This is a genomic window from Rhizobacter sp. J219, from assembly GCF_024700055.1.
In the GTDB taxonomy this organism is placed as follows: Bacteria; Pseudomonadota; Gammaproteobacteria; order Burkholderiales; family Burkholderiaceae_C; genus Rhizobacter.
This window is the reverse complement of record NZ_JAJOND010000001.1, coordinates 1,055,042-1,078,452: the sequence shown is the minus strand read 5'-3', so window position 1 is coordinate 1,078,452 and position 23,411 is coordinate 1,055,042. Positions and strand designations below refer to the sequence as shown.

Genomic DNA, 23,411 nt, shown 5'->3' with positions numbered 1-23,411 from the left:
CTCCTTTGCAGTGGTCTCCCTGCGGTCGACCATGTCAGGCCACGCGGTGTAGCGGCTGGCCAGCCTGCCACGCCGCGATGTTGTCGACCGTTTTTTGCAGGATGCGCGCGACCGCCTCGCGGGTGTTGAAGCCGACGTGGGGTGTCGCGAGCACGCGCGGGTGACGCAGCAACGGGTGCGAAGCCCCCCAGCCGCGGTCGCAACCCAACCCGCCGCAGCCCATCGGTGCCTCCGGCGCGGCGCCGCCTTCGTGCTCGAGCACGTCGAGGCCGGCCGCGGCGACAGTGCCGCGGTCGAGCGCGCGCAGCAGCGCCTCTTCGTCGATCAACGCGCCACGGGCGGTGTTGAGCAGCACGACACCGGGTTTGACCCGGGCGAAAGCGGAATCGTCCAGCAGGTGGTGTGTCTCCGGTGTCAGCGGCACGTGGAGACTCAGGATGTCGCTGCGTTCGAGCAACTCGGACCAGCCGACGAAGTCGATGCTGAGACTGTTCGCGGCCTTCGGTTGCGACTGCGGGTCGAACGACAGGACCTTCATCCCAAAGCCAAGCGCGATGCGCGCCACGTGCGCTCCGATGCGCCCACAGCCGACGATTCCCAACACCTTGCCTTGCAGCTCGAAGCCGGTCAGCCCCCGATACGAAAAGCCACCCTGGAGTACCCTGCTGCGCGCTTCGCACAAGTGGCGGGCCAGCCCCAGCAGCAGCGTGAAGGTGTGTTCGGCGACGGTGGCGGCCCCGTAGTCCGGAACGTGGACGACCGCGATGCCACTTTCCCGGCAGGCCGCGAGGTCGATGTGGTCGACGCCAGCGGAACGCGTTGCAACCAGGCGCACCGCGGGCATGTGCTGCAGCAACTTGCGTGTCACCGGCGTGCGGACGAACACACACAAAACCTGGGCCAACGGTGCGGCCCCGTCGCCAACGTCGAGCTGCGTGTCGGACTGAAAGTGCACCCTCCATGACCGCGGGCACAGTGTCTCGAGCGAAATCTGGTCTTCAGGGCCGATGTCTGTGAAGAGAACCCGCAACCCCCCGGGATCATTCTCCGCAACGGCTCCCTCGGACGACACGGGTTCGCCGGGTGGGATGCTCATGCCTTGCCTCCTGCGGAGCGCTTTCCCGGCCCTGCCCCGCTCTTCACTGCTCGATACAGCGAGACGATGCCCAGGGCGGTGGAGATCCGGCGTGTTTCTTCGACTTGGCGGAAGCCTGCGGATCCGAATAGCACTGGCAGCATTCCGGCGACGTTGTCGCTCGTGGTCTCGAAACCGTCGAGAAGCTGAACCATCAGGAACGCGGCCCGGCTGGCTAGGCCGCCCGCGCGTCCCCAGTCAGCGACGTGCAGTTCGCCGGTGGGACGCAGAACGCGATGTATCTCGCGCGCGGTCAGTAGCTTGTCACCCCATGACAGATGGTGAAAGAAGAGGCTCGACAAGACGCGGTCGAATTGCTCGTCGGCATATGGCAGGGCGGACGAGCGACCCTGGTCGAACGCTATGTCGGCGCCTGCCCGGTGTGCCTTACGCACCGCGATGGCGAGGACCGTCGGGTCGGCATCGAGTGCTGATACCCGCACGCCTGATTGCCGCTGCTGGGCCCCGATTGCCAGCGTGCCGGTACCGCAGCCGACATCCAGAACCTGTTGGTGCGGCTCAATGGCCGCCTGATCCAACAGGGCCTGCTTGAAGGTTCTCTCGCGCGTCGTCATCGCCACGACGCGGTCGTACAGCGGTGTTAGCACGTGGAAGCCGAGCGCAGGCTTGAAGCCCTCCGTTCCGTCCATCAACGTGCCTCCAGTTTCCGCACCGCGCTGGAGACTTGCGCGGTACGGCGCGCATCGGTGAAGTACAGGAACACGATGACGCTGAGCACCCCGGCGAAGAAGCACCACACCGATATGAACCAGGTGGCGTAGAAGGCGTAGGCCGCCACCGCGGATGCGAACGAGGCCACGCCGAAGGCAACGACCCGGGCGTGGCTGGAGAACAGCAGGCTTGCGCACGTGCCCAGCAGGTAGAGCGACATCGCGGCCAGTGCATAGAAGTGCGGTGACTCGTAGGCAATGTGCTGGCCTACCACCGTGGCGACGATCGGCAGTGTGAACAGCGTTGTCAGCAGGTACAGCCCTACCGCGCTGCCGGCGATGGCGATGGTGGTCAGGACACGCCGCCGCCAGGGCACCGTCTCGAGCGCCAACGCCGCCAGTGGCACGTAGATGGGCCACAGCACGTGCGAGAAGAACGAGTAGGCGTGTGTTAGCACGGTGTTGAGAAGCGGCGCGCGATCCGGGAAAGTCAGCCAGAGTGCGCCTTCAAGCAGCTGCTGGATGCCGAAGAGAACCGGGATCCAGGCGTACGGCAATTCTGAGCGGGTGCGCGCCCGACGAACGGTGGCTGCACCGACGATCAGCAACACGGCGCCAGCGGTGAAGCTGGCTTCGGCAGAAAAGCACATCAGGCGCTCCTTTCGCTTCGTGCCGCTGCCACGACTTCGGTGCCGGCACGGCCCTGCACCATGGCCTCGATGTGATCCAGCGAGCCGATGACAGCGCGGCGCCCGGTTGTCGCCACGAAAGAGCGGGCTGCCTCGACCTTCGGCCCCATGGACCCGGCCGGGAACCGCATCTGCGCAAGCGCTCCGAGATCCATTTGGCGCAGCGCACGCTGGTTCGGCTCACCGAAATCCAGATAAACGGCGTCGACGTCAGTTGCGATCACGAGGCAGTCCGCCTCCAGTTGGCGCGCCAGCAGACTGCTGCACAGATCTTTGTCGATCACTGCCTCGACCCCTTGCAGTGCCCGGCCATCCCCCATCGCCGCGACGGGAATGCCGCCGCCGCCGGCGGCGATCACCAGCGTCCCGTGTGAAAGCAACCACTGGATCGGCTGCAGGCCGAGCACGCGCTGCGGCGTTGGCGATGCGACCACACGGCGGACACCCTTGCCGTCCGGTGCCATGGCCCAGCCGTGCTGAAGGCCGATGCGCTCAGCATCGGCGGCCGTGTAGACGGGGCCAATGGGCTTGGTCGGTGAAGTGAACGCCGGATCGGAAGGATCCACCTGAACGCGAGTCAGAAGCGTTGCGACCACATGCGACGGGAGGACGTTGCTCAACTCCTGCTCCAGCAGGTAGCCGATCATCCCGTCGGTTTGCGCGCCCAGCACGTCCAACGGAAACCCTTCGCCTGTTGCTTGCTCGGCTGCCTGCAGTGCAAGCAGGCCGACCTGTGGCCCGTTGCCGTGAGTGAGCACAACTTCGTTCCCCTCAACGATCCGGGCCAGTTGTCCGGCTGCGCGGCGGATGTTGGCGAGCTGGTTCTCCGAGGTCAGCGGCTCACCTCGGCGCAGCAGCGCGTTTCCTCCCAGTGCGACGACGATTCTCATGCGGGTGTCCTTTGCTGCATCTCAGCCGAGTGTCGCGACGAGCACGGCCTTGATGGTGTGCATGCGGTTTTCGGCCTGAGTGAACACGATCGAGGCGTCCGACTCGAAAACCTCGTCTGTCACCTCAAGCTCCCTGAGGCCGAATTGCTCATGGACCCAGCGACCTATTTCGGTGTCGAGGTTGTGCAACGCCGGCAGGCAGTGCATGAAGCGGGTCCGCGGATTGCCAGTTGCGGCCAAGAGGTCGCTGTTCACCTGGTACGGCAGCAGCTGGTCGATGCGGTCCTTCCAGACATCCTGCGGCTCGCCCATGGAGACCCACACGTCGGTGTAGAGGAAATCTGCTCCTGATACTGCGAGTCTTGGGTCGGATTCGATCATCACTCGGGCCCCGGTCTTTTGGGCCAGCGCACGCATCCGCGCTACCAACTCCGCAGGAGGGCGCAGGGCTTCCGGGGCTGCGATTCGCACATCCATGCCCATCTGAACGCCACCGACCAGCAGGGAGCAGCCCATATTGAATCGGGCGTCGCCGAGGTAGCAGAAGGACATCTGGTGAAGTGGCTGTTGGCCGAACTCTTCCATTGTCAGCAGGTCCGCCAGAATCTGTGTCGGATGCGCTTCGTCAGTCAGCCCGTTCCATACTGGAACGTGGGAGAAGCGGGCGAGTTCCTCAACGACGCTCTGGTGGAAGCCACGGTACTCGATGCCGTCGTACATGCGTCCGAGCACGCGGGCCGTGTCCTTCAACGACTCCTTGTGACCCAGCTGCGAGCCCGCCGGGTCGATGTAGGTGACGTGTCCGCCCTGGTCGTGAACCGCGACCTCGAACGCGCAACGCGTTCGCGTCGACGCCTTCTCGAAGACGAGGGCGATGTTTTTGCCCTTCAGGCGTTGGTGTTCGTTGCCGACGTACTTGGTGCGCTTTAGCTCCGCCGACAGGTCGAGCAGGAAGCGGATGTCGCGTGGCTCGAAGTCCTCGAGGTCAAGCAGGCTTCGATTGCGCAGGTTGAAACTCATGGGGGTTCCTTGGTGTTGATGAGTGGCGGTGATCGCTCAGACGGGGTCTCGCTCGATCGGACAGGACATGCAGTGACTGCCTCCACGACCGCGGCCCAGTTCCGCGCTGGGGATCGTGATGACCTCAACGCCTGCTTTGCGCAGCAACGTGTTGGTGTAGACGTTGCGGTTGTAGGCAACCACGACGCCGGGGGAAAGAGCGAGCAGGTTGTTGCCGTCATCCCACTGTTCACGTTCGGCTTCGTAAGCATCGCCCCCTGTCGTGACCACCCGCAGTTGCTTCAATCCCAGGGCCTGCGAGATGACATCGAGGAACGGCCCAGGCTCGGCTCGGACATCCAATGCGCCTTCCTTTGCACCCGGCCGCAGGCTGTGCGCCCTGATTTCGGAGACAACCCCCGGAAATGTGGTCACGAGGTCTACGTCGCAGAATGTCAGCACAGTGTCCAGGTGCATCGCACCTCGTGACTTGGGCATACGGGCGGCGATGAGATGCGTGGCCGCTTTGCTTTGGAAGAGGCGGCGTGCAAGCTGACTGACCGCCTGTGGCGAGGTGCGCTCTCCCATGCCGACCAGCACGACGCCGTTCCCGAGCGGAACCACATCGCCACCTTCCAGCGAGGCCATTCCGTGGTCGCGGTCGGGATCGCCCCACCACTCGACCACCTGGCCCCGGAACGCCGGATGAAAGCGGTAAATGGCAGTCAGCAGCAGCGTCTCCTGGCGCCGCGCCGGCCAGAACATCGGACTCAGCACGACGCCGCCGTAGACCCAGCAACTGGAGTCGCGGGTGAACAGCGTGTTCGGCAGTGGCGGGAGCAGAAAGTCGGAGGGTGACAGGCAATGGGCAGCCAGCCCTTCCAGGTCGACTGGGACCTCCCCACGAAGGAGCCCTCCGATCAAGTGTTCGGCCAGTAGATTGGGCGGCAGCGAATCAAGCCAGGGGCGCAACCCGGCCGCTGCCTCGGGATCGATGAAATCCTCGCCGAGCTTGCGATCGAGCAACCATGCCCGTGCGTCTGGCTGGGCAACGACGCCGGCCAGCAAGTCGTGCAGCTCGAGCACCTCGACGCCTCGCTCGGTCATCACGTTGGTGAAAGCGTGGTGATCGTTCTTCGCCTGGGAGACCCAGAGTACGTCGTCAAAAAGCAGCTCGCGGCAGTTGGCTGGGGTCAGCCGGGCCTGGGCGAGCCCCGGCCTGCAGACGAGCACCTTGCGCAATCGGCCCACTTCAGAAAATGCTCCGAGTGTCATGTGAATGCTCCTGTCGAAACGAATGTGGGAAAACGCATGCTGATCACAGGCTGAGGCCGCCGGTGGCCAGTAGGTAGGCGGCCAGCAATGCCAGCAACAACAGAACGGCTGCGAGGCCAAGTTCGAAGCCCTTGAACGGGCGCGCACGCTGCTCTCGCCTGGCCAGCGCATACAACACCGCGCCCGGCACATACAGCAACGAACTCAACAGCAGGTACTTCGGGCCGGCGGCGTACAACAACCAGACGCAGTAAAGCGCGGCCAGCACCGAAACCGGCAGGTCCGACGCATGGACGCTGCCCGCAGACCCCTCGCGCCGGACTGCGAGCATCACGCCGTAGACCGCGCTGAACAGGTACGGCAGCAGGATCATCGCCGTGGACAGCGAGATCAGGGCCAGGTACGAGGCCTTGGAGAACATTGCCACCAGCAGGAAAATCTGCACCATCGCGCTCGTCAACCACAGCGCATTCGCAGGCACACCTTGGGCGTTCTGGCGCGCGAGACCGCTGGGCATCACACCGTCGGTTGCCGGTGAGAACAAAGATTCCGCGGCCAGCAGGGTCCACGCCAGGAAGCCGCCTCCGACGGAGACGATCAGACCACCGTAGATGAGCACAGCGCCCCAGGTGCCGACAGCCTTCTCAAGCACGCCAGCCATCGAAGGATTTTTTAGCCCGGCAAGTTCGGGCTGCTGCAGCACGCCCAGCGACAGAAGCGACACAGCCACTAACAAAGCTAGCGTCACGATGAAGCCGAGGACGGTGGCCCGACCGACGTCCTCACGGCGGCGCGCGCGGGCAGAGTAGACACTGGCCCCTTCGATGCCGATGAAGACCCAGACGGTGACAAGCATCGTGCTCTTGACTTGATCGAGGGTGCTGCCCAGCTTCGAGCCGCCCCAGAACTCCAGGTTAAAGGTCTCCAAGCGGAAAGCGACTGCAACAAGGGCAATGAACAACAGAAGGGGCAGCACCTTGGCGAGCGTCACCACCGCGTTGAGGACCGCCGCGCCGCGAATGCCTCGAAGCACCATGAAGTGCACGAGCCAGAGCACGATCGACGCACCCGCCACGGCGGCCGCCGTGTTTCCGTCGCCGAAGGACGGGAAAAAGTAGCCGAGCGCTCCAAAGGCGGCGACGAGGTAGCCTACGTTGCCAATCCATGCACTGACCCAGTAACCCCATGCCGAGTTGAAACCGACGTAGTGGCCCGCGGACTCGCGTGCATACACATAGATGCCATTGTTCAGTTGCGGCTTGCGCAGCGCGAGCATCTGGTAGACCCGGGCGAGTGCGAGCATGCCGATGCCAGTGATGAGCCAGCCGATCAGAATCGCTCCCGCTGACGCTCCGGAGGCCATGTTCTGCGGTAGTCCGAAAATGCCGCTGCCAAGGATGGATCCAACGACGAGGGCGGTCAGCAATCCGAGGCCGAGTCGGTCGTTGGTGCGAGCCGCCTGCCGAGATGGCGAGGCCGCGTCGGCTGCTTCAGGGGTGTATGTGCTCATAGGGGTCTCTCTCGTAGGTTGCGGGTGATGGAACGAATTGCACAGCAGGCGGTGTTTGCATCATTGCCTTCGCACAACGGGGCGCTGGCCCAGCTCGACGGCCAGCGACACCGCCTCCGGACCTCGCAGCACCTTGAACTGCGCCGTGCTCCCGGGGCTGAGCGATGCCGTTTCGTTGACCAGGGATGCGGTGTCACCGATCGGCTTGCCGTTGATGGAGACGACGGTGTCGCCGGCACGCAAGCCCGCGCGTTCGGCCGGGCCGCCGCGCTGCACGGCGACGAGCGCAGCGCCGACCGCCGCACCAGTCGTCTCGTGGATCACGTCGCGGGCGCTCACGCCAAGCCAGCCGCGGCTGACGCGGCCGGTGGCGATGATCTGTTCCATCACCTGCCGCGCCAGGCTGACCGGGATCGCGAAGCCGATGCCTTGCGATCCGCCGCTGCGCGAATAGATCGCGGTGTTGATGCCCACCAGGTGGCCGGATGTGTCGACCAGCGCGCCGCCCGAATTGCCGGGGTTGATTGCTGCGTCGGTCTGGATGAAGTTCTCGAAAGTGTTGATGCCGAGCCGGTTGCGGCCCGTCGCGCTGACGATGCCCTGCGTCACCGTCTGGCCCACGCCGAACGGATCGCCAACGGCCAGCACGATGTCACCGATCTGCACCGAGGCCGGATCGGCGAATGTGATCGGCTGCAAGCCCTTGGCCTCGACACGCAGCACCGCGAGGTCGGTGTCGGGGTCGGTGCCGACGACGCGTGCCTCGGCCACCTTGCCGCCCGGCAACATCACGGCGATCTCATCGGCGCCGTCGACAACGTGGTTGTTGGTCAGGATGAAACCCTGGGTGGCGACGATGACCCCGGAGCCCAGGCTGGATTGGCCCTGCGCCGCCTCTTCGTCGGTGCCGCCGCCATAGGGTCTCAGCCATTCGGGCGGCTGTCGTGGTGGGGCCTTGCGCGTGTAGATGTTGACGACCGAGGCCGAGGCCTTGGCAGCCGCCGCGCGGAAGCCCCCTTCAAGGCGCGTCATGACGGTCTTGCCGTTTGGCCCCGACGCCGAGGTGTCGGCGTGCGGCGCCTCTCGCAGCGCCACGACATCGGTGCGGGTCGGCGTCATGGGCTCGGGCCCGAAAGCCTTCCAGGCGATCAGCAGCCCGGCCGACACCGCGATCACCTGCGCGATGAGCAGCCACAGCCGCCATGCAAGGGACGGTCGGCTGTTGTTCACGATGCGATTTCCCCCATCAACTCCTCCAAGGCGTGTGCCAACGGTTCGACGACGCTGATCTCGTTGGATGCGTGAGGAACCGTGTCGCAGGTGAGCACGCGGGCCGGCCGGCTGGCCAGCAGTTCCTCGTACGCAGCCGGTGCGAACAGGGCATGCACGCCGATGCACACCGGCGCCGGCAATCCGACGCGGCGCACGCTGGCCACGGCCTGGATCATGGTGCGTGCGCTCGAGACGATGTCGTCCACCAGCACCGGCTGGCGGTCCCGCCAGGCCGACACATCCGGCAGGCTGACCTCGACATCGCGGTCACCGCGGCGGATCTTCTGCAGCACGATCCAGGGCGCGCCCGCGGCGGCGGCGACTTCCGCGACCCATTGCTCGCTCTCCGAGTCGGGGCCGATCAGCAGCGGGCGCTCGACCTGTGTCGCGACCCAGCTGGCGATGAGCGGCGCCGTGTGCACGACGCGCGTCGGGATGCGGTAGATCTCGTCGAGTGCGTGGTAGCGGTGCAGGTGCGGATCGGCCGTCACGAGTCCATCGAAAGAGGTCGACAGCAGCGCCGCGTAGGAGCGCGACGTCACGGCCTCGCCGGCATGGAAGCGCCTGTCCTGCCGCAGGTAGGCGAGGTAGGGCGCTGCGAGCAGCACCTTCGCGGCGCCAAGGTCTCGCGCGGCGTCGGCCGCGAACAGCAGCGGCAGCGTCTTCTCGTCGGGCCGCGCTAGGCTGCAGGTGAGCACGACGGTCCGGCCCGTGACGTCCGCATCCAGGCGGACCAACGACTCGCCGTCCGGAAAGCGGCGCAGTTCCAGCCCGGCCGGCTCGGCCTGAAGCGTGCTCACCAACCGGTTGGCAAAGGCCTCGTCGCCGGGCAGATGAAAGACGATCGGTTTCAAGACACCTCCGAGATTTGAAAGATGGGGGGCCGGGTTTCGATGTACTGCCGCGCGTAGGCCAGTTCCCCCGGAGCCTGCGCATGCAGCGTGAAGAGTGGTTGTCCGGGCCGCACGATGTCGCCGAGCCGGGCATGCACGTCGACACCCGCGGCCGCTGCCTTCGGCGCGCCGGCGAGCTTGGCGGCGCGCGACAGCACGCGGTTGTCGATCGCCGTGATGCGCCCCCCGATGGGGCCTCGATGACCCGCCGGTGCGATGCCAGCGGCACCTCGCGCAGGCCCCCTTGGGCTTCGCAGATGGCGGCGAACTTCGCCCAGGCCCGTCCGTCGGCGAGCACTTCGGTTGCCAGATCCAGGCCGGTACCCGCTGGCGCGGCACCGCCCAGCTCGAGAATGTCGCCGGCCAGACGCAACGCGCGCTGCCGCAGATCGTCCGGTGCGTCAGCTTGGCGACGCAGAACGGCCAGCACGTCGCGCGCTTCCAGCGCGGGGCCGATGCCGCGCCCGACGGGCTGCAGACCGTCGGTGACGCGCAATGCCACCTCCAATCCGATGGCCCGGCCGACCTCGACGAGCCGGCGCCCGAGTGTCTGCGCGGCCTCGGCGCTGCGAACCTTGGCTGTCGGCCCCACCGGCAGGTCGATCAGCACGTGAGTTGAGCCAGCGGCCGCCTTCTTGGACAGCACGGAGGCGACCAGCTGTCCCTCGCTGTCGAGATCGAGCGGGCGCTCGACACGGATCAGGATGTCGTCGGCCGGGCTCAACCGGACCGATCCGCCCCAGACGATGCAGGCACCGGTTCGTTCCACCGTGCGGCGCATCGCGGCAATGTCGAGGTCGACCGGTGCCAGCACCTCCATCGTGTCGGCCGTGCCGGCAGGGGAGGTGATCGCACGCGACGAGGTCTTGGGCATCGTCAGACCGCAGGCCGCGACGATGGGCACGACGAGCAGCGTCGTGCGGTTGCCTGGCAGGCCACCGACGCAATGTTTGTCGACGACCCTGCCGCGGCCCCAGTCCAGCCGGTCGCCCACGTCGATCATCGCTCGCGTCAACGAGACAGTCTCTGCAAGGTCGAGGTGGTCGCCAGCGCACGCGGTGATGAAAGTTGCCAGGTGCAGGTCGGAGTAGCGGCCGGCGGTGATGTCGCCGACAACGGCGCGGAAAGCGTCGCCACCGAGGCGGTGGCCATAGACCTTCGCGCGAACATGGCTCAGCGAATCAAGGCTCGGTGCATGCGACACAAGCAGCGACGCGCCCTCTGTCGGCTGCAGAGCAGCCCAGGCCGATTCCGATAGCCCCGCCTGGCCTTCGGCCAGCCAGTCGTCGACTACGTTGAGCGTCGCAATGATTCGGCGCGGGCCGCAGTCGAGCTGGACCCGGGCCTGCGCGGTGAAACCCTCGGAGCGGCACACCGCGCAGTCGCGCCGCATGTAGACCACCAGTTCCTGGTAGGTGTCGACACCCACGCGGCGTGCGCTCATGGTGACGGAGGCGGGACTGACATGTTCGTGCGTCATGCTTGCTCCGTCAGGTCAGGTCGACGGTTTCCAGGTAGTCGGGCACGCGACACGGCCAGCCCAGCTCTCGCTCAATGCGCGCGCGCATTGCATCGGCTGGCCCTGGCTCTCCATGCGTGACAAAGGTCTGCGTCGGGGGCCGTTCAAAGCCGCTGAGCCACTGCAGGATTTCGCCGGCGTCAGCATGCGCGGACAGGCTGTCCAGCGCTGCCACTTCGGCGTTGATCGGAACGTCCTCTCCGTGAATGCGCACCGAGGAGGCGCCCTGCAGGATGGCGGCGCCGCGGGTACCGCCAGCCTGGTAGCCCGCGAACAAGATCGTGTTGCGACGGTCGGGCGCAAAGGCCTTGAGGTGGTGAACGACGCGCCCGCCTGTGGCCATGCCACTCGCGGAGATGATGACCATCGGCCCACGCCGTGCGCTCAGCGCCCGCGAGTCATCGGGCTTGTTGACGATGGTTGCCGCATGGCACATCGCCTCGCACTGTTCGGGGCTCAGGCGGTGCTCGTCGCGGTGCGCGTGGTAGATACGTGTCGCATCGGTGGCCATCGGGCTATCGAGATAGACCGGCAGGTGGTGGATGACGCCGCGCTCCTTGAGCAAGTGGATGCAGTACATCAGGTTCTGCGCCCGACCCACGGCGAACGCCGGGATTACCACGGTGCCGCCGCGGGCCGCCGTGCGGTTGATCACCTCGCCGAGCTTGAGCAGCGGGTCGCTTGCCTCGTGTTGGCGGTCGCCGTAGGTTGATTCGACCACCGCGTAGTCGGCCCCCGGGACGCGTGCCGGCGCCACCAGCACAAGATCATTGGGTCGTCCGATGTCGCCGGAAAACAGGATGGAGCGACGACCGTCGTCGATTTTCACAAAGGCCGAGCCCAGCATGTGCCCAGACGGATCCAGACGTCCCTGGAGCCCGGGAGCAGGGCTCCATGGGGTGCCGTAGGGCCGGGGCACGAACTGTTTCAGGCAGCGCTCGGCATCCTCGCGGGTGTAGAGCGGCAGCGCAGGCTTGTGTTTGGAGTAGCCACGCCGGTTGGCGTACTCGGCTTCTTCTTCCTGCAAATGGCCGCTGTCGGGCAGCAGGATGCGACACAGCTCGTAGGTTGCCTCCGTGCAATAAACCTTGCCCTTGAAACCTTGCCGCGCAAGCAGCGGCAAGTAGCCGCTGTGGTCGATGTGGGCGTGGGTCAGAACGATCGCGTCGATGTCCGCGGCCGGTACGGGCATCGGCGCCCAGTTGCGCAGGCGCAATTGCTTGTAGCCCTGGAAAAGGCCGCAGTCGACGAGCACGGTCGCGCCCTCGTGGCGCAGCAGGTACTTCGAACCGGTGACGGTGCCGGTGGCACCGAGGAATTGCAGTTGCATGGGTTGTCCTTGTGATGGTGTTCAGAGCACGAGCGGCGCGTCGGGCAGCTCGTTGCGGTCGCCAGGTTGAAGTGGGAAATGGCGCGTCAACAACGAAGTGACGGCTTTGATGCCATGGACCGCGCCGCTGCCAAATTCGCCGGCGGAGAATTGGCTTTCCATACCACGGCAGATCGCAGACCAGGCCTCGGCACCGGCCTTGGCGTGGATGCCTCGGTCGGCGACGATCTCGACGCGGTGGTCCGCGAGCAATACGTAGATCAGCACGCCGGTGTTGCAGGCGGTGTCCCAGACGTGCAGTTGGGCGAAGAGTTCGATGGCGCGTTGGCGCGCCGTCTGGCCACGAAGCAGCGGCAGCGTGTCGAGCGCGCCTTCGACCACGAAACGCAGTTCGCCCGCGTGTGAGGCTTCGCTCGCGGCGATCGCTTGCTCGATAGAGCGCAGCGCGGAGGCGGGGAAGGCTCGGTGCGTGCCAATCGATGTCGTTGCCAGATGGCGGAGGAGTCGTGTGATATTCATGCTCACCACCTTCCGGAGGCACCGCCGCCGCCAAAACCGCCGCCGCCTCCGCCAAAGCCGCCTCCGCCTCCACCAAAGCCACCGCCCCGACGCCCGCCGTGCCCGTGCATGCCGCCGTGGCCACCCATGCCGATCCCCAGCAGCGTGACGAAGAAGCCGGTCAGCCCCGCAGCCGCGGCGACCGCCAGGGTGCCGAGCGCGAACCAGGCGACCACTCCAAGCACGCCACCGGCCGCCAGCGCCCCGGGGATGCGGCCTATCGCCCGCCGCAATACGCCACCGAGCACCAGCGCGCCAATGAAGAGCAGGGGCCATATCTGCCCAATGGCGTTGTCGCCCTGCGGCGTGCCCAGCCCCGTCGCGGCAGGCAACGGCTCGCCATCGAGGACACGCACCATCGATTCGACTGCTGCGCTGATGCCGCCGTAGTAGTCACCCTGTTTGAACCGCGGAGTGATGGCCTCGCTGATGATTCGCGCGGCAGTCGCGTCATTGAGTGCACCCTCGATGCCGTAGCCAACCTCCAGACGCACCGCGCGATCTTCCTTTGCGACGAGCAGCAGCGCACCGTCATCGACCTTGCGGCGCCCCAGCTTCCACTGCTCAACGACCCGCAGCGCGAACGGCTCGATCGCCTCGGGTCGCGTGGTGGGAACGATGAGCACCGCGATCTGTGTTCCCTTGCGCTCCTCGAAGGCGCGCAGCGACTGCTCAAGCGCGGTGTTCTGCTGCGGCGTCAGCGTGGCGGTGAGGTCGGTCACACGTGCCTTCAGCGGCGGCACTGGGAGCAGATCCTGAGCCGCCGCGCCGAGCCCCGCCGCGCACATGAACAGGAGCGCGGCGAGCCGACGCACGTAGCGTCCGACCGGAGCAACGGCGTTTGTCACTTCTTGGCACCCGAGGCACCGATGCCGCCCAGATCGACCTTCGGCGGAACCGCGAGCGTCGCCTCGTCGGTGACGCTGAAATTGGCTTTGGCGCCATAGCCGAACACCATCGCCGTCAGGTTGCTCGGGAAGGTGCGGACGGCCACGTTGTAGTCCTGCACAGCCTTCACGTAGCGGCCACGGGCCACGGTGATGCGGTTCTCGGTGCCCTCGAGCTGCACACGAAGATCCTGGAAGCCCTGGTTGGCCTTCAGGTTGGGGTAGTTCTCGCTGACGACCAGGAGCCGCGACAGCGCACTCGTCAGTTGACCCTGCGCAGCCTGGAACTTGCCGAAGGCCTCGGGGTTGTTGACCAACTCGGGCGTGGCCTGGATTGAGGTGGCTTTGGCACGCGCCTCGACCACCTTGGTCAGCGTCTCCTGTTCGAAGTTCGCCTCGCCTTTGACGGTGGCAACAATGTTGGGGATCAGGTCGGCGCGGCGCTGGTACTGATTGAGCACTTCGGACCAGCTGGCCTTGATCTGCTCGTCTGTCGATTGGAAGGTGTTGTAGCCACAGCCGGACAGCGCGAGCGTCAGCGCGGCAAGAAGGGCGACGAAGAAGTGGTGCATGGTTCGGGCTCCTGGTGTTGTCATTTGGGAAGGGGGGCGGGAGAAACACGTGGCGAATGCGGTGGCTGACTCTCGGTCGACCACCATGCGGGGCGCACGATCAGGGTGCCCAGCGTCGCCAGCAGCGGCAGGGCGAGCCAGGCGAAGCTGAACTGGGCCACCGCACCGAAGAGCCAGCCGGCGGCCGCCGAGCCGAGCGTCTGGCCGAAGCCCGCTGCCGCGGCCAGCCCGCCCATCGTGGCGCCCAGCCGCCGTCGCCGGGAGGCTCCGGCCGCGAGGTAGGAGATGGTCGGCAGCACGAGCCCGGTGCCGGCCGCGGTGAGGCTGACGCCGATGTACATCCAGCCGTCGCTGCGGTGCTGCGCCAGCATCGCCAAGCCGGCGATGGCTAGCACGAGCCCGGCCGCCATCACACCGCGTCCGGCGGCCCGCTCGAGCAGCCCGGTGAAAAACAGCAGCGCGTTGACGCCGAGCATCACGAGGCTGCACTCGGCGAACATCAGTGAGATCTCGCGCGACGACAGCGTCGGATGCTGTTGACCCTGCAGCACGATGCCGAGAACTTCGAAGCCGGACAGCACGAACATGACCGCACCGTTCAGCCCCCACAACGCCATCGTGCGCCTCCGGTCGCCAGACTGGGGTTGGATGTTGTCATCGACGGCGGCTGGTGCGACGCGGGGCAGGGTGGTTGCCAGCCCCAGCATCATCAGCGCGCCCAGGGCCGCCGACGTCACGATGACTAGATTCGTTGGATCGAAGGTGCCGGCGCCGACGCTCGCGAGCGTGGTGGACATCTGCGCGGCTGCGGCGTTGAGGCCCGGGCCGAACAGGAAGCCCAGCAACGACATCGCTCCGAGCCACGCGAAGCGCCGCGCGCGCTGGTCTTGCGGCGTGTGTTCGGCGACCAGTGCAGGCACCACGGGGACGACTGCCGCCACGAAGAAGCCGGTGGCCCCTCGGGATGCGTAGATGCCGGCGAGCCCGATCCAGTCGGGCCACAAAAGGGGAAGCAGGCTGGTGACGTAACCGACCAGACCGATCACCAGAATGCGGCCCCGTCCCCAGCGGTCGGAGACCAGGCCCCACAGCGGTGCACCGACCAGCACCCCAGCAGCGTAAAGGCCGCTGAGCAGTCCGACGTGGCGCGCCACTTCGGCTTGGCCATCCGCGGCCATCAGCGGTGCGAGCCAGGCCGGCAATAAGGGCATCAACGCCCCGTAGCCTGCAGAGACGACGAAGACAGCAGCCGCCAACCACGCGAGTTGCCACGCTCCCAGCCCGAGCGAGGTCGGCTGCCGTTCGATGCGGGGCGGGTTCGTCATCGAGTCAATCTCGCCGTGGGTCAGAGCACCAGCCGCAGCCCGCCGCGCACCGAGTTCAAGCCCGCACCGGCATCAGGGCCGCGCTGCCAGTGGCGGCCGATCTCGACGTAGGGGGCCACGGCGCGAGTGATCTCGTAGCGCAGGTTGACGCCCCATTCGGACGAAGTCGCACCGGCCTTGATGCTGTCCGACGGGATCGAGCGGGCCGCCCAGTCGATGCCGATGAAGGGCTTAGCGATGAGGCGGTTCGTGAACAGCAGGTCGTACTCGACGCGAGTGCGCGCGAACAACCGCCCATCGCTGCGTACGAACGCGGCCACGTCGACATCGAAGGCATAGGGCGCCAGGCCGCGCGCGCCGATCACGGCGTAGTTGCGCGCCGCGGGTTTGAGTTCGCGCCGCAGACCGAGCTGCAAGTCCCAGAAGGGCGCGACATAGCGGCTGTACAGCCCCTGTACCTCAGCGTCCTCGAGGCGGCCGTCGCTGCGCGTGCCTTCAACGCGCCACGCGAAACGGTTGTAGTCGGTGCCGATCCAGCCGTCGGCGCGCCAGGCCGCGATGCTCTTCGAGTCACTGCGGCCCGCATCGACCTCGATGCGGGTGGTCTGGAAGATCGCGTCGTCCTCCATTGCACGGGCGGGGCCGGCCAAGCCGGCCAGTGTCGAGGCGAGCGCGAGGCACAACAGGCGCCCCGGGTGGATGTTCTTGGTGTTCATGCGTGTGTGTTCCATGGCCGGGCGGTTCACTTGACGACGATGGCCTGGATCATTCCGGCGGCCGCGTGATAGAAGAGGTGGCAGTGGAAGACCCAGGGCCCCGCCTCGTCAAAGCTGGTGTGCACCGTGATGGTCTCGCCGGGCTTGACAATGACGGTGTGCTTCAGCGGCGCGCGCTCCCCTTTGCCGTTCTCGACCACGAAAAACGCGCCATGCATGTGCATCGGGTGTTCCATCATGGTTTCGTTGATCAGGCGGATCTCCAGACGCTCGCCGACGCGTGCCTCGAAGAATGTGGCCTGCGAAAGTTTTTTGTCGTTGATCGACCAGATGTAGCGGGTCATGTCTCCTGTGAGTCGCATGTCGATCTTCTTAGCCGGGCCCGCGGGCAACCGCAATGGCGTCAGGGCTTCAAGATCGGCGTAGGCGAGGCGGTCTTTCACCCCGACGGCGGTCGCGTCGGTCGCTGTCTCGCCTGCCATTGGCGTACTCCCCATGCCGGGCATCACCTCCATGCCTTTCATGCCGCCGTGCATCGCGTGCGGGGCGGCCTGCGCCGGGACCGGGACGGGCACAGCGCCGTGTCCGGCATGCGGATCGGCCGCTCTAGCGGTCTGGGGAGCCGACGCGCTCGCATGGCCACCACCGTGTGTGCCGGCCATCTCGTCCATGGTGCGCACCGGCCGCTGACCCATCGGCGGGATTTCGCCCTCCATGCCGAGTTCGGGCGCAAGCGTGCCGCGCGCGAAGCCGATGCGCCCCGAGGTCGCGGCGAACAGTGTGTAGGCCTTGCGCTCGGTGGGCTGCACGATGACGTCGTAGGTTTCACCGTTGCCCATGCGCAATTCGCGAACCCGTACCGGGCGAACATTCTGCCCGTCGGCCTGCACGACGGTCAGCTCCAAGCCCGGGATCGAGACATCGAAGAAGTTCATGGCCGACGCATTGATGAGACGTAAGCGGATCCGCTCGCCTGGTGCGAACAGCGCTGTCCAGTTGTCCTCGACGCGCTGGCCCTGCATGAGGAACTGCCACTGGCTTCCGCCGTCGGTGGCATCGGTGGGATCCATGCGCATGCGCGCCCAGGCCATACGCTCGCTCCAGATCGCCTCGCGCTTTTGCGGACTGCCCGCCGCCTTCAGTTCGGCATAGAGGTCAGGCAGGGTTTGGCGGCGGTCGTTGTAGTAGCCCTCCACCTTCTTGAGGTTTGCCAGCACCTTCGCCGGCGGCGTGTCGACCCACTCGGACAGCATCACGACGTACTCGCGGTCGTAGCCGAACGGCTCGCGGCTCTGCGGGTCGATGATCAGCGGCGCGTAGAAGCCCGCGGGCTCCTGCAGGATCGCGTGGCTGTGGTACCAATAGGTGCCACTCTGGCGCAGATTGAATCGGTAGTTGAAAGTCTCACCGGCCTTGATACCCGGGAAGGTGACGCCCGGCACACCGTCCATGTTGTTCGGCACTTTGAGTCCGTGCCAGTGCGCTGCGGTCACCTCGTCGAGCCGATTGGTCAGGGCGATTGCGACTTCGTGACCTTCCTGCATGCGCAGCAACGGACCCGGTACCGTGCCGTTGAGGGTGATGGCCGACGTCGGCGTGCCGGTGAAGTTGACCTGGGTGCGCGCCAGGGTCAAGTCGAACTTGGTGTCGACGCGTGAGGACGACAGCGGCAAGGCGAGGTGCGATTTCTTCACGACGGCATCGGCGCCGAGAGGCCAGACCAGCATGGCGGCCATGCTGGCGGCGCCCTGCAGGAAGCGGCGCCTGGGCTGTGCGTGGCCTGGCGCGGCCCCCGGGCGGAGTGGTGGTGGTTCATCAAAGGGTTCCTGTTGATTCGACCGAACGGGTCGTGGATGCGCGTGACTGCCGCTGTTGCTCAGGCCGCCGCGCCTTGCGCGACAGTAGAAGGCGCGTTCGACGAAGGTTGGGGGCGGCGGATGCCAGCGAGCTTGGTGCGCTTGAGCATCAGCGCGTTGATCGCGACGATGGCCGAACTGCCCGACATCGACAGCGCAGCGACCTCGGGCGACAGCGTGAACGGATAGAACACGCCGGCCGCGAGCGGGAAGGCGATCACGTTGTAGCCCACCGCCCACCACAGGTTCTGGTGCATCTTGCGCAGCGTCGCGCGCGACAGCTCGATCGCACCGACGACGTCGTAGGGGTCGCTCTTCATTAGCACCACCTGGGCGCTTTCCATGGCCACGTCGGTGCCCGCGCCGATGGCGAAACCGACATCGGCCTGCGTCAGGGCCGGCGCATCGTTAATGCCGTCGCCGACCATGGCGACTTTGTGACCCTGGGCCTGCAGTTCCTTGATCTTCGAGGCCTTCTGACCGGGCAGCACGTCGGCGAGCACGATGTCGATGCCGAGTTCCTTGCCGATGCGCTCGGCCGTGGCCTGGTTGTCGCCGGTGATCATGGCGACCTTCACGCCGCGCTCTTGAAGCTTGGCGATCGTGGCCTCGGAAGTTGGGCGCACGGCATCGGCGATCGCGATCAGGCCGATCAGGCGGCCTCCGCGGGCCACGTGAACAACCGTGCGGCCGCCGCCTTGCAGCCGTGCCGCCTCGGCGGCGAGTTCTGCGAGGTCGATTCGCTCGGCTTCCATCAGCTTGCGGTTTCCGAGCAGCACGTCGTCGCCGCCGATGGTCGCGCGCGCGCCTTGGCCGTCAATGTTGGTGAAGGCGGTCGCTGTCTCCGGCGTGTCCGGGCCGGCGCGCTTGAGCACCGCCAGCGCGAGGGGATGCTCGGAGAACTTCTCCACCGCGGCCGCGGTGGACAGCAGCAGTGATTCCGTTACACCAGGCGCCGGCACCATCTCGACCACGTCCGGCTGGCCCAGAGTCAACGTGCCGGTCTTGTCGAACACGACCACCGTGAGCTTGGTCGCGTTCTCCAGTGCCGCGGCGTTCTTGAACAAGATGCCGTTCATCGCACCGAGGCCGGTGCCGACCATGATCGCCATCGGTGTTGCCAGCCCGAGCGCGTCGGGGCAGGCGATCACGAAGACGGTGATGGTGAGCGTCAGGGCGAACAGCAATGGCTGGCCGAGCACCCAGAACCAGACCGCAAAGGTGAGCAGGCCGACGAGGATGGCCGCGAGCACCAACCATTGCGACGCCTGATCGGCCAGCAACTGGCCCGGTGCCTTCGAGTTCTGCGCCTCCTGGACCAATTTGACGATCTGCGCGAGCGCCGTGTCGGCGCCGACCTTGGTGGCCTCGTAGCGGAAGCTGCCGCTCTTGTTGATGGTCGCGCCGATCACGGCATTGCCGACCACCTTCTTCACCGGCATCGACTCGCCGGTCAGCATCGACTCGTCGACTTGCGACGCGCCGTCGATGATCTTGCCATCCACCGGGATCTTGTCGCCCGGCTTGATGACCACCGTCTCGCCGACCAGCACCTCGGAAGTCGGCACCTTGGTCTCGACGTTGTTGCGCAGCACGGTAGCCATCGGTGGCGCCAGATCCATCAGCGCGCGGATCGCATCGGAAGCGCCGGCACGGGCACGCATCTCCAGCCAGTGGCCGAGCAGGATGAACACCAGCAGCACGGAAGCGGCCTCGTAGAAAACTTCGCCTTCGTAGAAGAAGGTGGCGCCAAGGCTGAACACGTAGCCGGTGCCGACCGACAGCACGACCAGCGTGGCCATGTTCGCCACCTTGTTGCGCGCAGCACGAAAGCCGGCAACGAAGAATGGCCAGCCGGGATAGGCGATGGCACCGGTGGCAGCGATGAACAGGAAGAGGTTCCGGTCCATGCCGAATGGTGTCGCGAAGTCGCCGAACATCTCACCCATGGGCGAGTAGAGGAATACCGGAATCGAAAACAGCAGCGCGACCAGGAAGCGGTTGCGCATGTCGTTGGCCATGTCCTGCATTGACATGCCGGGCGAATGGCCCATGTCGTGCATCATGTCGCTCATCTGGTGCGCGCCTTCGCCGCCGTGGCCCCCATGGGCCGCGTGCCCCTCATGCGAAGCAGCCTTGGCGGTGAGTGGTGCCGAGGCGGCAGCCGTCGCGGCGCCGTGCGTCGCGTGATCATGAGCGGCATGGCCGCCGTGCGCGGCGTGGTCTTCATGTCCGGCGTGCCCAGCGTGCCCAGCGTGCCCCTCCGGCGGGCAGATGTGCGCGGGCAGCATCTCGCCGCGGCAGTGGTAGCCGCACTCGACGATGCGCTTTCGGATGGCCTCAAGCGAGGTCTTCGTTTCGTCGTAGTGCACGGTGGCGCTGCCGGCGACGTAGTTGACGTCGACGTGGTGGACGCCCGGCAGCGCCGCAATCTGGCGCTGTACGCCGGCGGCACTCAGGCTGGAGACCAGTTCGCCGACTTCTACGGTGCTTGTCTTCATGAAAGATCCTTTGGATGGGATGTCAGCGGGCCAGGCGATTGGCCTCGAGGCAATTGGGAGGGAACGGGAACCCGGCCTCAGGCAGCCGAGGCGCGGCCGCGCAAGTCGGGAAAGAAGCGCGGCGTGCGCGCGGCGTAAGCGTCGAACTCGGCGCCAAAACGCTTGCGCATCTCGCGTTCCTCCGTGATGGCAAGTCGCCCATACATGGCCACGAGGATCGGGAACATCACCAGCGTCAGCAGCGTGGGCCACTGGAAGAGGAAGCCCAGCAGGATCGCCACGAAGGCAACGTACTGCGGGTGTCGGATGCGGGCATAGGGTCCGGTCGTCGCCAACCGATTGGCACGCTGCGCCTGGTACAGCACGTTCCAGGCCGCGGACAGCAGGTAGAAACCGAGCCCGAGGAAGACGTAGCTCGCGATGTGCAGCACCCCGAAATGGGGGTCGCCCTTCTCGCCGAGCAGCGTTGACCAGAGGTGCCCGGTGTTGTGCGACATCAGGTCCAGGCTCGGGAACTTTGTCTGCAACCAGCCCGACATCAGGTAGATGGTGAGCGGAAATCCGTACATCTCGACGAATAACGCGACAACGAAAGCTGCGAATGCGCCGAAGGTGCGCCAGTCGCGGCCGGTCTGCGGCTTGAAGAAGCTGAACGCGAACATCAGGAAGATGGCCGAATTGAGGATGACGAGCATCCACAACCCGTAGCCCGGTTGGTCGTGATTCATTTGCAGTTCTCCTCAGTGGTGGCGATGGGTCGCCTTGGAGCGCCCGTCAGGCTTGTTGGTGTCGGCGGTGTGATCGCTGGTTGTGCCCTCACCCTCATCGGCTCCACCGTGCCCGTGGCCGCGGTGCATGAAGATGTGCATCAGCGGGCAAGCCGCCAGCAGCAGGTAGGGCAAAACACCCAGGGTGTGGGCGCGGTGTTCAGTGAGCAGGAAGAAGAGGGCAATCGCAGCAAAGATCAGCAGTCCGATGCCGTAGCGACTGCTCCAGAAACTGCGCGCGGGGCGGTTTGGCTCGTGTGTGTCATGGTTCATGAAGGAACTCCTATGCGTTGCTCAGGTCCGCTCGGTAGAGCGGTGGGGTTGGCTGGGGCTCTGGCGCAAGGAAGGTTCACTTGCCCGTCGCGGACGATGACGTGGGCATGCGATCCATCATCATTTGCATCATCGACTGCATCATGTCCATGCGCTTTTCCATCATCTGCTGACGTGTGGCGGCGTTGACCGTCGTCTTTCCCGGAGCCATGCCACCCATCATCGACATGCCTTCCTGCATGAGCTTCATGTGCTCCGCCATCAGGGCCTCGCGCTGTGCCGGGGTCTTCGCACCGGCCATCTTTTCGTGCATCGCCTGCATGGTCTTCATGTGCTTGTCCATCATGGCCATGTCGGGCATGCCCGGGGGCTTGCCGGCAACTGGCGGGGGCACTACCGCAGAGGCCGCATCGGCAGGGTGATGGGCTTTGTGCTGGTCGTCCTGAGCGAACGAAGTAGCGCATGCGGCTGCCAGGGTGGCGGCGACGGCGAGGGAATGGAAACGGGTCATGGGAAGTCTCCTGGAAGGATGGGCACGCTCGGGCGTGCGTATGGCCGGCTGGAGGCCGATAGAGGATGTGTCGACGAAGCAAACGTCCGATGATGCAGTCCGTAGTCACCTACGGAGTCAATGCGGAGTCAGCGAATCGCAGCTACTCGGCGCACGTCGCGGCGTGTTAGAGCTACCCGCGACGGCTCGGGGAGCCGTGGGCTACAGCGCGAGACGGGAAAACCAAACCCTTGGAGGGGGCGAGGGCGGCGGAACCGCTGCGACGTGAGTGCGCCCCGGTGTGGCCGAAGCGTGGAGAAGATCGACGATCCACGCCTGGCTCGGCAGTGCGACAGCCTGCAGATCAGGCGTGTCAAGCTTGGGCTGTTGTTTCAGCAGGGTCTGCGAAGACTCGTCGCACGATCTTTGGCATGGGGCCTTGTCGAGGTGCGAGTCGTGATGATCCTGGTCGGCCGCGTGGGGATGCAGAGCGTTCAGTGCCGAATGATCAACCTGTGAAACGGTCGCGCCGCCATGGGCCTTGTCATCATGCGGCTCCGTCAGACACGCATTCGCCACACCTGACAGCAGCGCGAACACCCACACGAACAGCATCGTGAAGGCGATGCTGCGCTTGCGGTGGCGGCTGGCAATGAGGATCATCATGAATTGGGCAGGGTGTGGAAATCGCAGATTCCGTAGAGAAAGTTTCGTCGGATATTGCAGATAAGAGGTTGATTTGCATCAAGCCTGCTCTGGGGTCAACTACGGAATGCGGGGGTAGCATTCCTTCATGAAAAAAAGACGGTCGTTGGCCTTCAGCCGTTGTACGGTCATTCTTCCTTGACCATTGGGCGACTCGCAAAGGCGGCGGGAGTGGGCGTGGAGACAGTCCGCTACTACCAGTCGCGCGGGCTTCTCCGCGTGCCGCCTGCCAGCGGCGCATTTCGCATCTATCCCTTGGCAGCAATCGACCGCATCGCGTTCATCAAGCGTGCGCAGTCGTTGGGCTTCTCTCTGGATGAGGTGCACAGCCTGCTGGACCTAGAGGACGGGCGCAATCGCCGTGCCATCCAATCGGTTACCCAAGCGCGGCTGGCGCAGATCGACGATAAGCTGGGGGAATTGAATCGCATGCGCGGAGTTCTGTCCGACTTGCTGAACCGCTGCAGGCAGACCGGGCAGATGCATGTCTGCCCGATCATCGAGACACTCGCCGGCGCGAGGCCACCTACCTGATCGCGCGCGACTCGCACGAGCAACCCTTGAAGTCGCTTGGGATG

General features: G+C 65.8%; 22 protein-coding genes and 1 pseudogene. 1 reads left to right on the top strand and 22 read right to left on the bottom strand.

All coding sequences use genetic code 11. The annotated features are described in order from the left end of the window. Nucleotides 1-34: 34 nt before the first annotated feature. From LRS03_RS04915 to LRS03_RS04810, 22 genes and pseudogenes are all read right to left on the bottom strand, one after another. Nucleotides 35-1,096 (bottom strand): NAD(P)-dependent oxidoreductase, encoded by a 1,062-nt coding sequence (locus LRS03_RS04915; RefSeq protein ID WP_257824215.1) that lies wholly within the window; start codon nt 1,094-1,096, stop codon nt 35-37. Then, complete coding sequence (locus LRS03_RS04910) at nt 1,093-1,785, bottom strand: class I SAM-dependent methyltransferase (protein WP_257824213.1); 693 nt, start codon at nt 1,783-1,785, stop codon at nt 1,093-1,095. Before LRS03_RS04910 ends, LRS03_RS04915 begins: the two co-directional genes overlap by 4 nt. Then, complete coding sequence (locus tag LRS03_RS04905) at nt 1,785-2,456, bottom strand: DUF6629 family protein (protein WP_257824211.1); 672 nt, start codon at nt 2,454-2,456, stop codon at nt 1,785-1,787. Before LRS03_RS04905 ends, LRS03_RS04910 begins: the two co-directional genes overlap by 1 nt. Beyond that, nucleotides 2,456-3,385, bottom strand: a complete 930-nt coding sequence (gene arcC, locus LRS03_RS04900) for a carbamate kinase (protein WP_257824210.1) — start codon at nt 3,383-3,385, stop codon at nt 2,456-2,458. Before arcC ends, LRS03_RS04905 begins: the two co-directional genes overlap by 1 nt. Nucleotides 3,386-3,406: 21 nt before the next feature. Continuing rightward, nucleotides 3,407-4,405 carry an ornithine carbamoyltransferase gene (gene argF / locus LRS03_RS04895; protein ID WP_257824209.1) on the bottom strand — a complete coding sequence of 333 codons (999 nt, stop codon included), beginning with the start codon at nt 4,403-4,405 and terminating at the stop codon, nt 3,407-3,409. Nucleotides 4,406-4,441: 36 nt separating this feature from the next. Beyond that, entirely contained in the window at nt 4,442-5,659 is a 1,218-nt protein-coding gene (locus LRS03_RS04890) for an arginine deiminase (protein WP_257824201.1), read from the bottom strand. 43 nt (nt 5,660-5,702) lie between these two features. Next, entirely contained in the window at nt 5,703-7,169 is a 1,467-nt protein-coding gene (gene arcD, locus LRS03_RS04885; RefSeq protein WP_257824199.1) for an arginine-ornithine antiporter, read from the bottom strand. Between the two features lie 60 nt (nt 7,170-7,229). Continuing rightward, nucleotides 7,230-8,399: a S1C family serine protease gene (locus LRS03_RS04880; protein ID WP_257824197.1), complete on the bottom strand. Its 1,170-nt coding sequence runs from the start codon at nt 8,397-8,399 to the stop codon at nt 7,230-7,232. After that, nucleotides 8,396-9,295 (bottom strand): ribose-phosphate pyrophosphokinase, encoded by a 900-nt coding sequence (locus LRS03_RS04875; protein WP_257824195.1) that lies wholly within the window; start codon nt 9,293-9,295, stop codon nt 8,396-8,398. Before LRS03_RS04875 ends, LRS03_RS04880 begins: the two co-directional genes overlap by 4 nt. Beyond that, nucleotides 9,292-10,814: pseudogene (locus LRS03_RS04870) on the bottom strand (thymidine phosphorylase family protein). The gene LRS03_RS04875 and the pseudogene LRS03_RS04870 overlap by 4 nt, the downstream one beginning before the upstream one ends. 10 nt (nt 10,815-10,824) lie before the next feature. Next, nucleotides 10,825-12,183, bottom strand: coding sequence for an MBL fold metallo-hydrolase (locus tag LRS03_RS04865; protein ID WP_257824193.1), 1,359 nt, complete (start codon nt 12,181-12,183; stop codon nt 10,825-10,827). Between the two features lie 21 nt (nt 12,184-12,204). Further along, complete coding sequence (locus tag LRS03_RS04860) at nt 12,205-12,702, bottom strand: TPM domain-containing protein (RefSeq protein WP_257824191.1); 498 nt, start codon at nt 12,700-12,702, stop codon at nt 12,205-12,207. A 2-nt stretch (nt 12,703-12,704) separates the two neighbouring features. After that, nucleotides 12,705-13,529 (bottom strand): TPM domain-containing protein, encoded by an 825-nt coding sequence (locus LRS03_RS04855; RefSeq protein WP_257829416.1) that lies wholly within the window; start codon nt 13,527-13,529, stop codon nt 12,705-12,707. Nucleotides 13,530-13,585: 56 nt separating this feature from the next. Further along, nucleotides 13,586-14,200 carry a LemA family protein gene (locus LRS03_RS04850; RefSeq protein WP_257824189.1) on the bottom strand — a complete coding sequence of 205 codons (615 nt, stop codon included), beginning with the start codon at nt 14,198-14,200 and terminating at the stop codon, nt 13,586-13,588. A 20-nt stretch (nt 14,201-14,220) separates the two neighbouring features. Continuing rightward, nucleotides 14,221-15,525 carry an MFS transporter gene (locus LRS03_RS04845; protein WP_257824187.1) on the bottom strand — a complete coding sequence of 435 codons (1,305 nt, stop codon included), beginning with the start codon at nt 15,523-15,525 and terminating at the stop codon, nt 14,221-14,223. A gap of 20 nt (nt 15,526-15,545) precedes the next feature. Further along, the gene (locus LRS03_RS04840) at nt 15,546-16,241 is read right to left on the bottom strand and encodes a copper resistance protein B (protein WP_257824185.1); all 696 of its coding nucleotides are present in this window, start codon (nt 16,239-16,241) and stop codon (nt 15,546-15,548) included. A 26-nt stretch (nt 16,242-16,267) separates the two neighbouring features. After that, a complete protein-coding gene (locus LRS03_RS04835) occupies nt 16,268-18,121 on the bottom strand; it encodes a copper resistance system multicopper oxidase (protein ID WP_257829415.1) in 1,854 nt (617 codons plus the stop codon). Further along, nucleotides 18,118-20,598 carry a heavy metal translocating P-type ATPase gene (locus tag LRS03_RS04830; RefSeq protein ID WP_257824183.1) on the bottom strand — a complete coding sequence of 827 codons (2,481 nt, stop codon included), beginning with the start codon at nt 20,596-20,598 and terminating at the stop codon, nt 18,118-18,120. The genes LRS03_RS04835 and LRS03_RS04830 overlap by 4 nt, the downstream gene beginning before the upstream one ends. Nucleotides 20,599-20,675: 77 nt before the next feature. After that, complete coding sequence (locus LRS03_RS04825; RefSeq protein ID WP_257824181.1) at nt 20,676-21,326, bottom strand: methyltransferase family protein; 651 nt, start codon at nt 21,324-21,326, stop codon at nt 20,676-20,678. Between the two features lie 12 nt (nt 21,327-21,338). Continuing rightward, a complete protein-coding gene (locus tag LRS03_RS04820) occupies nt 21,339-21,638 on the bottom strand; it encodes a DUF2933 domain-containing protein (RefSeq protein ID WP_257824179.1) in 300 nt (99 codons plus the stop codon). A gap of 76 nt (nt 21,639-21,714) precedes the next feature. Next, nucleotides 21,715-22,149: a hypothetical protein gene (locus LRS03_RS04815; protein ID WP_257824177.1), complete on the bottom strand. Its 435-nt coding sequence runs from the start codon at nt 22,147-22,149 to the stop codon at nt 21,715-21,717. A gap of 201 nt (nt 22,150-22,350) precedes the next feature. Further along, the gene (locus tag LRS03_RS04810) at nt 22,351-22,794 is read right to left on the bottom strand and encodes a hypothetical protein (protein ID WP_257824175.1); all 444 of its coding nucleotides are present in this window, start codon (nt 22,792-22,794) and stop codon (nt 22,351-22,353) included. 159 nt (nt 22,795-22,953) lie between these two features. On the opposite strand from LRS03_RS04810, the gene LRS03_RS04805 reads away from it, so the two are divergent. Next, a complete protein-coding gene (locus LRS03_RS04805; protein WP_308296391.1) occupies nt 22,954-23,367 on the top strand; it encodes a MerR family transcriptional regulator in 414 nt (137 codons plus the stop codon). Nucleotides 23,368-23,411: the final 44 nt, after the last annotated feature.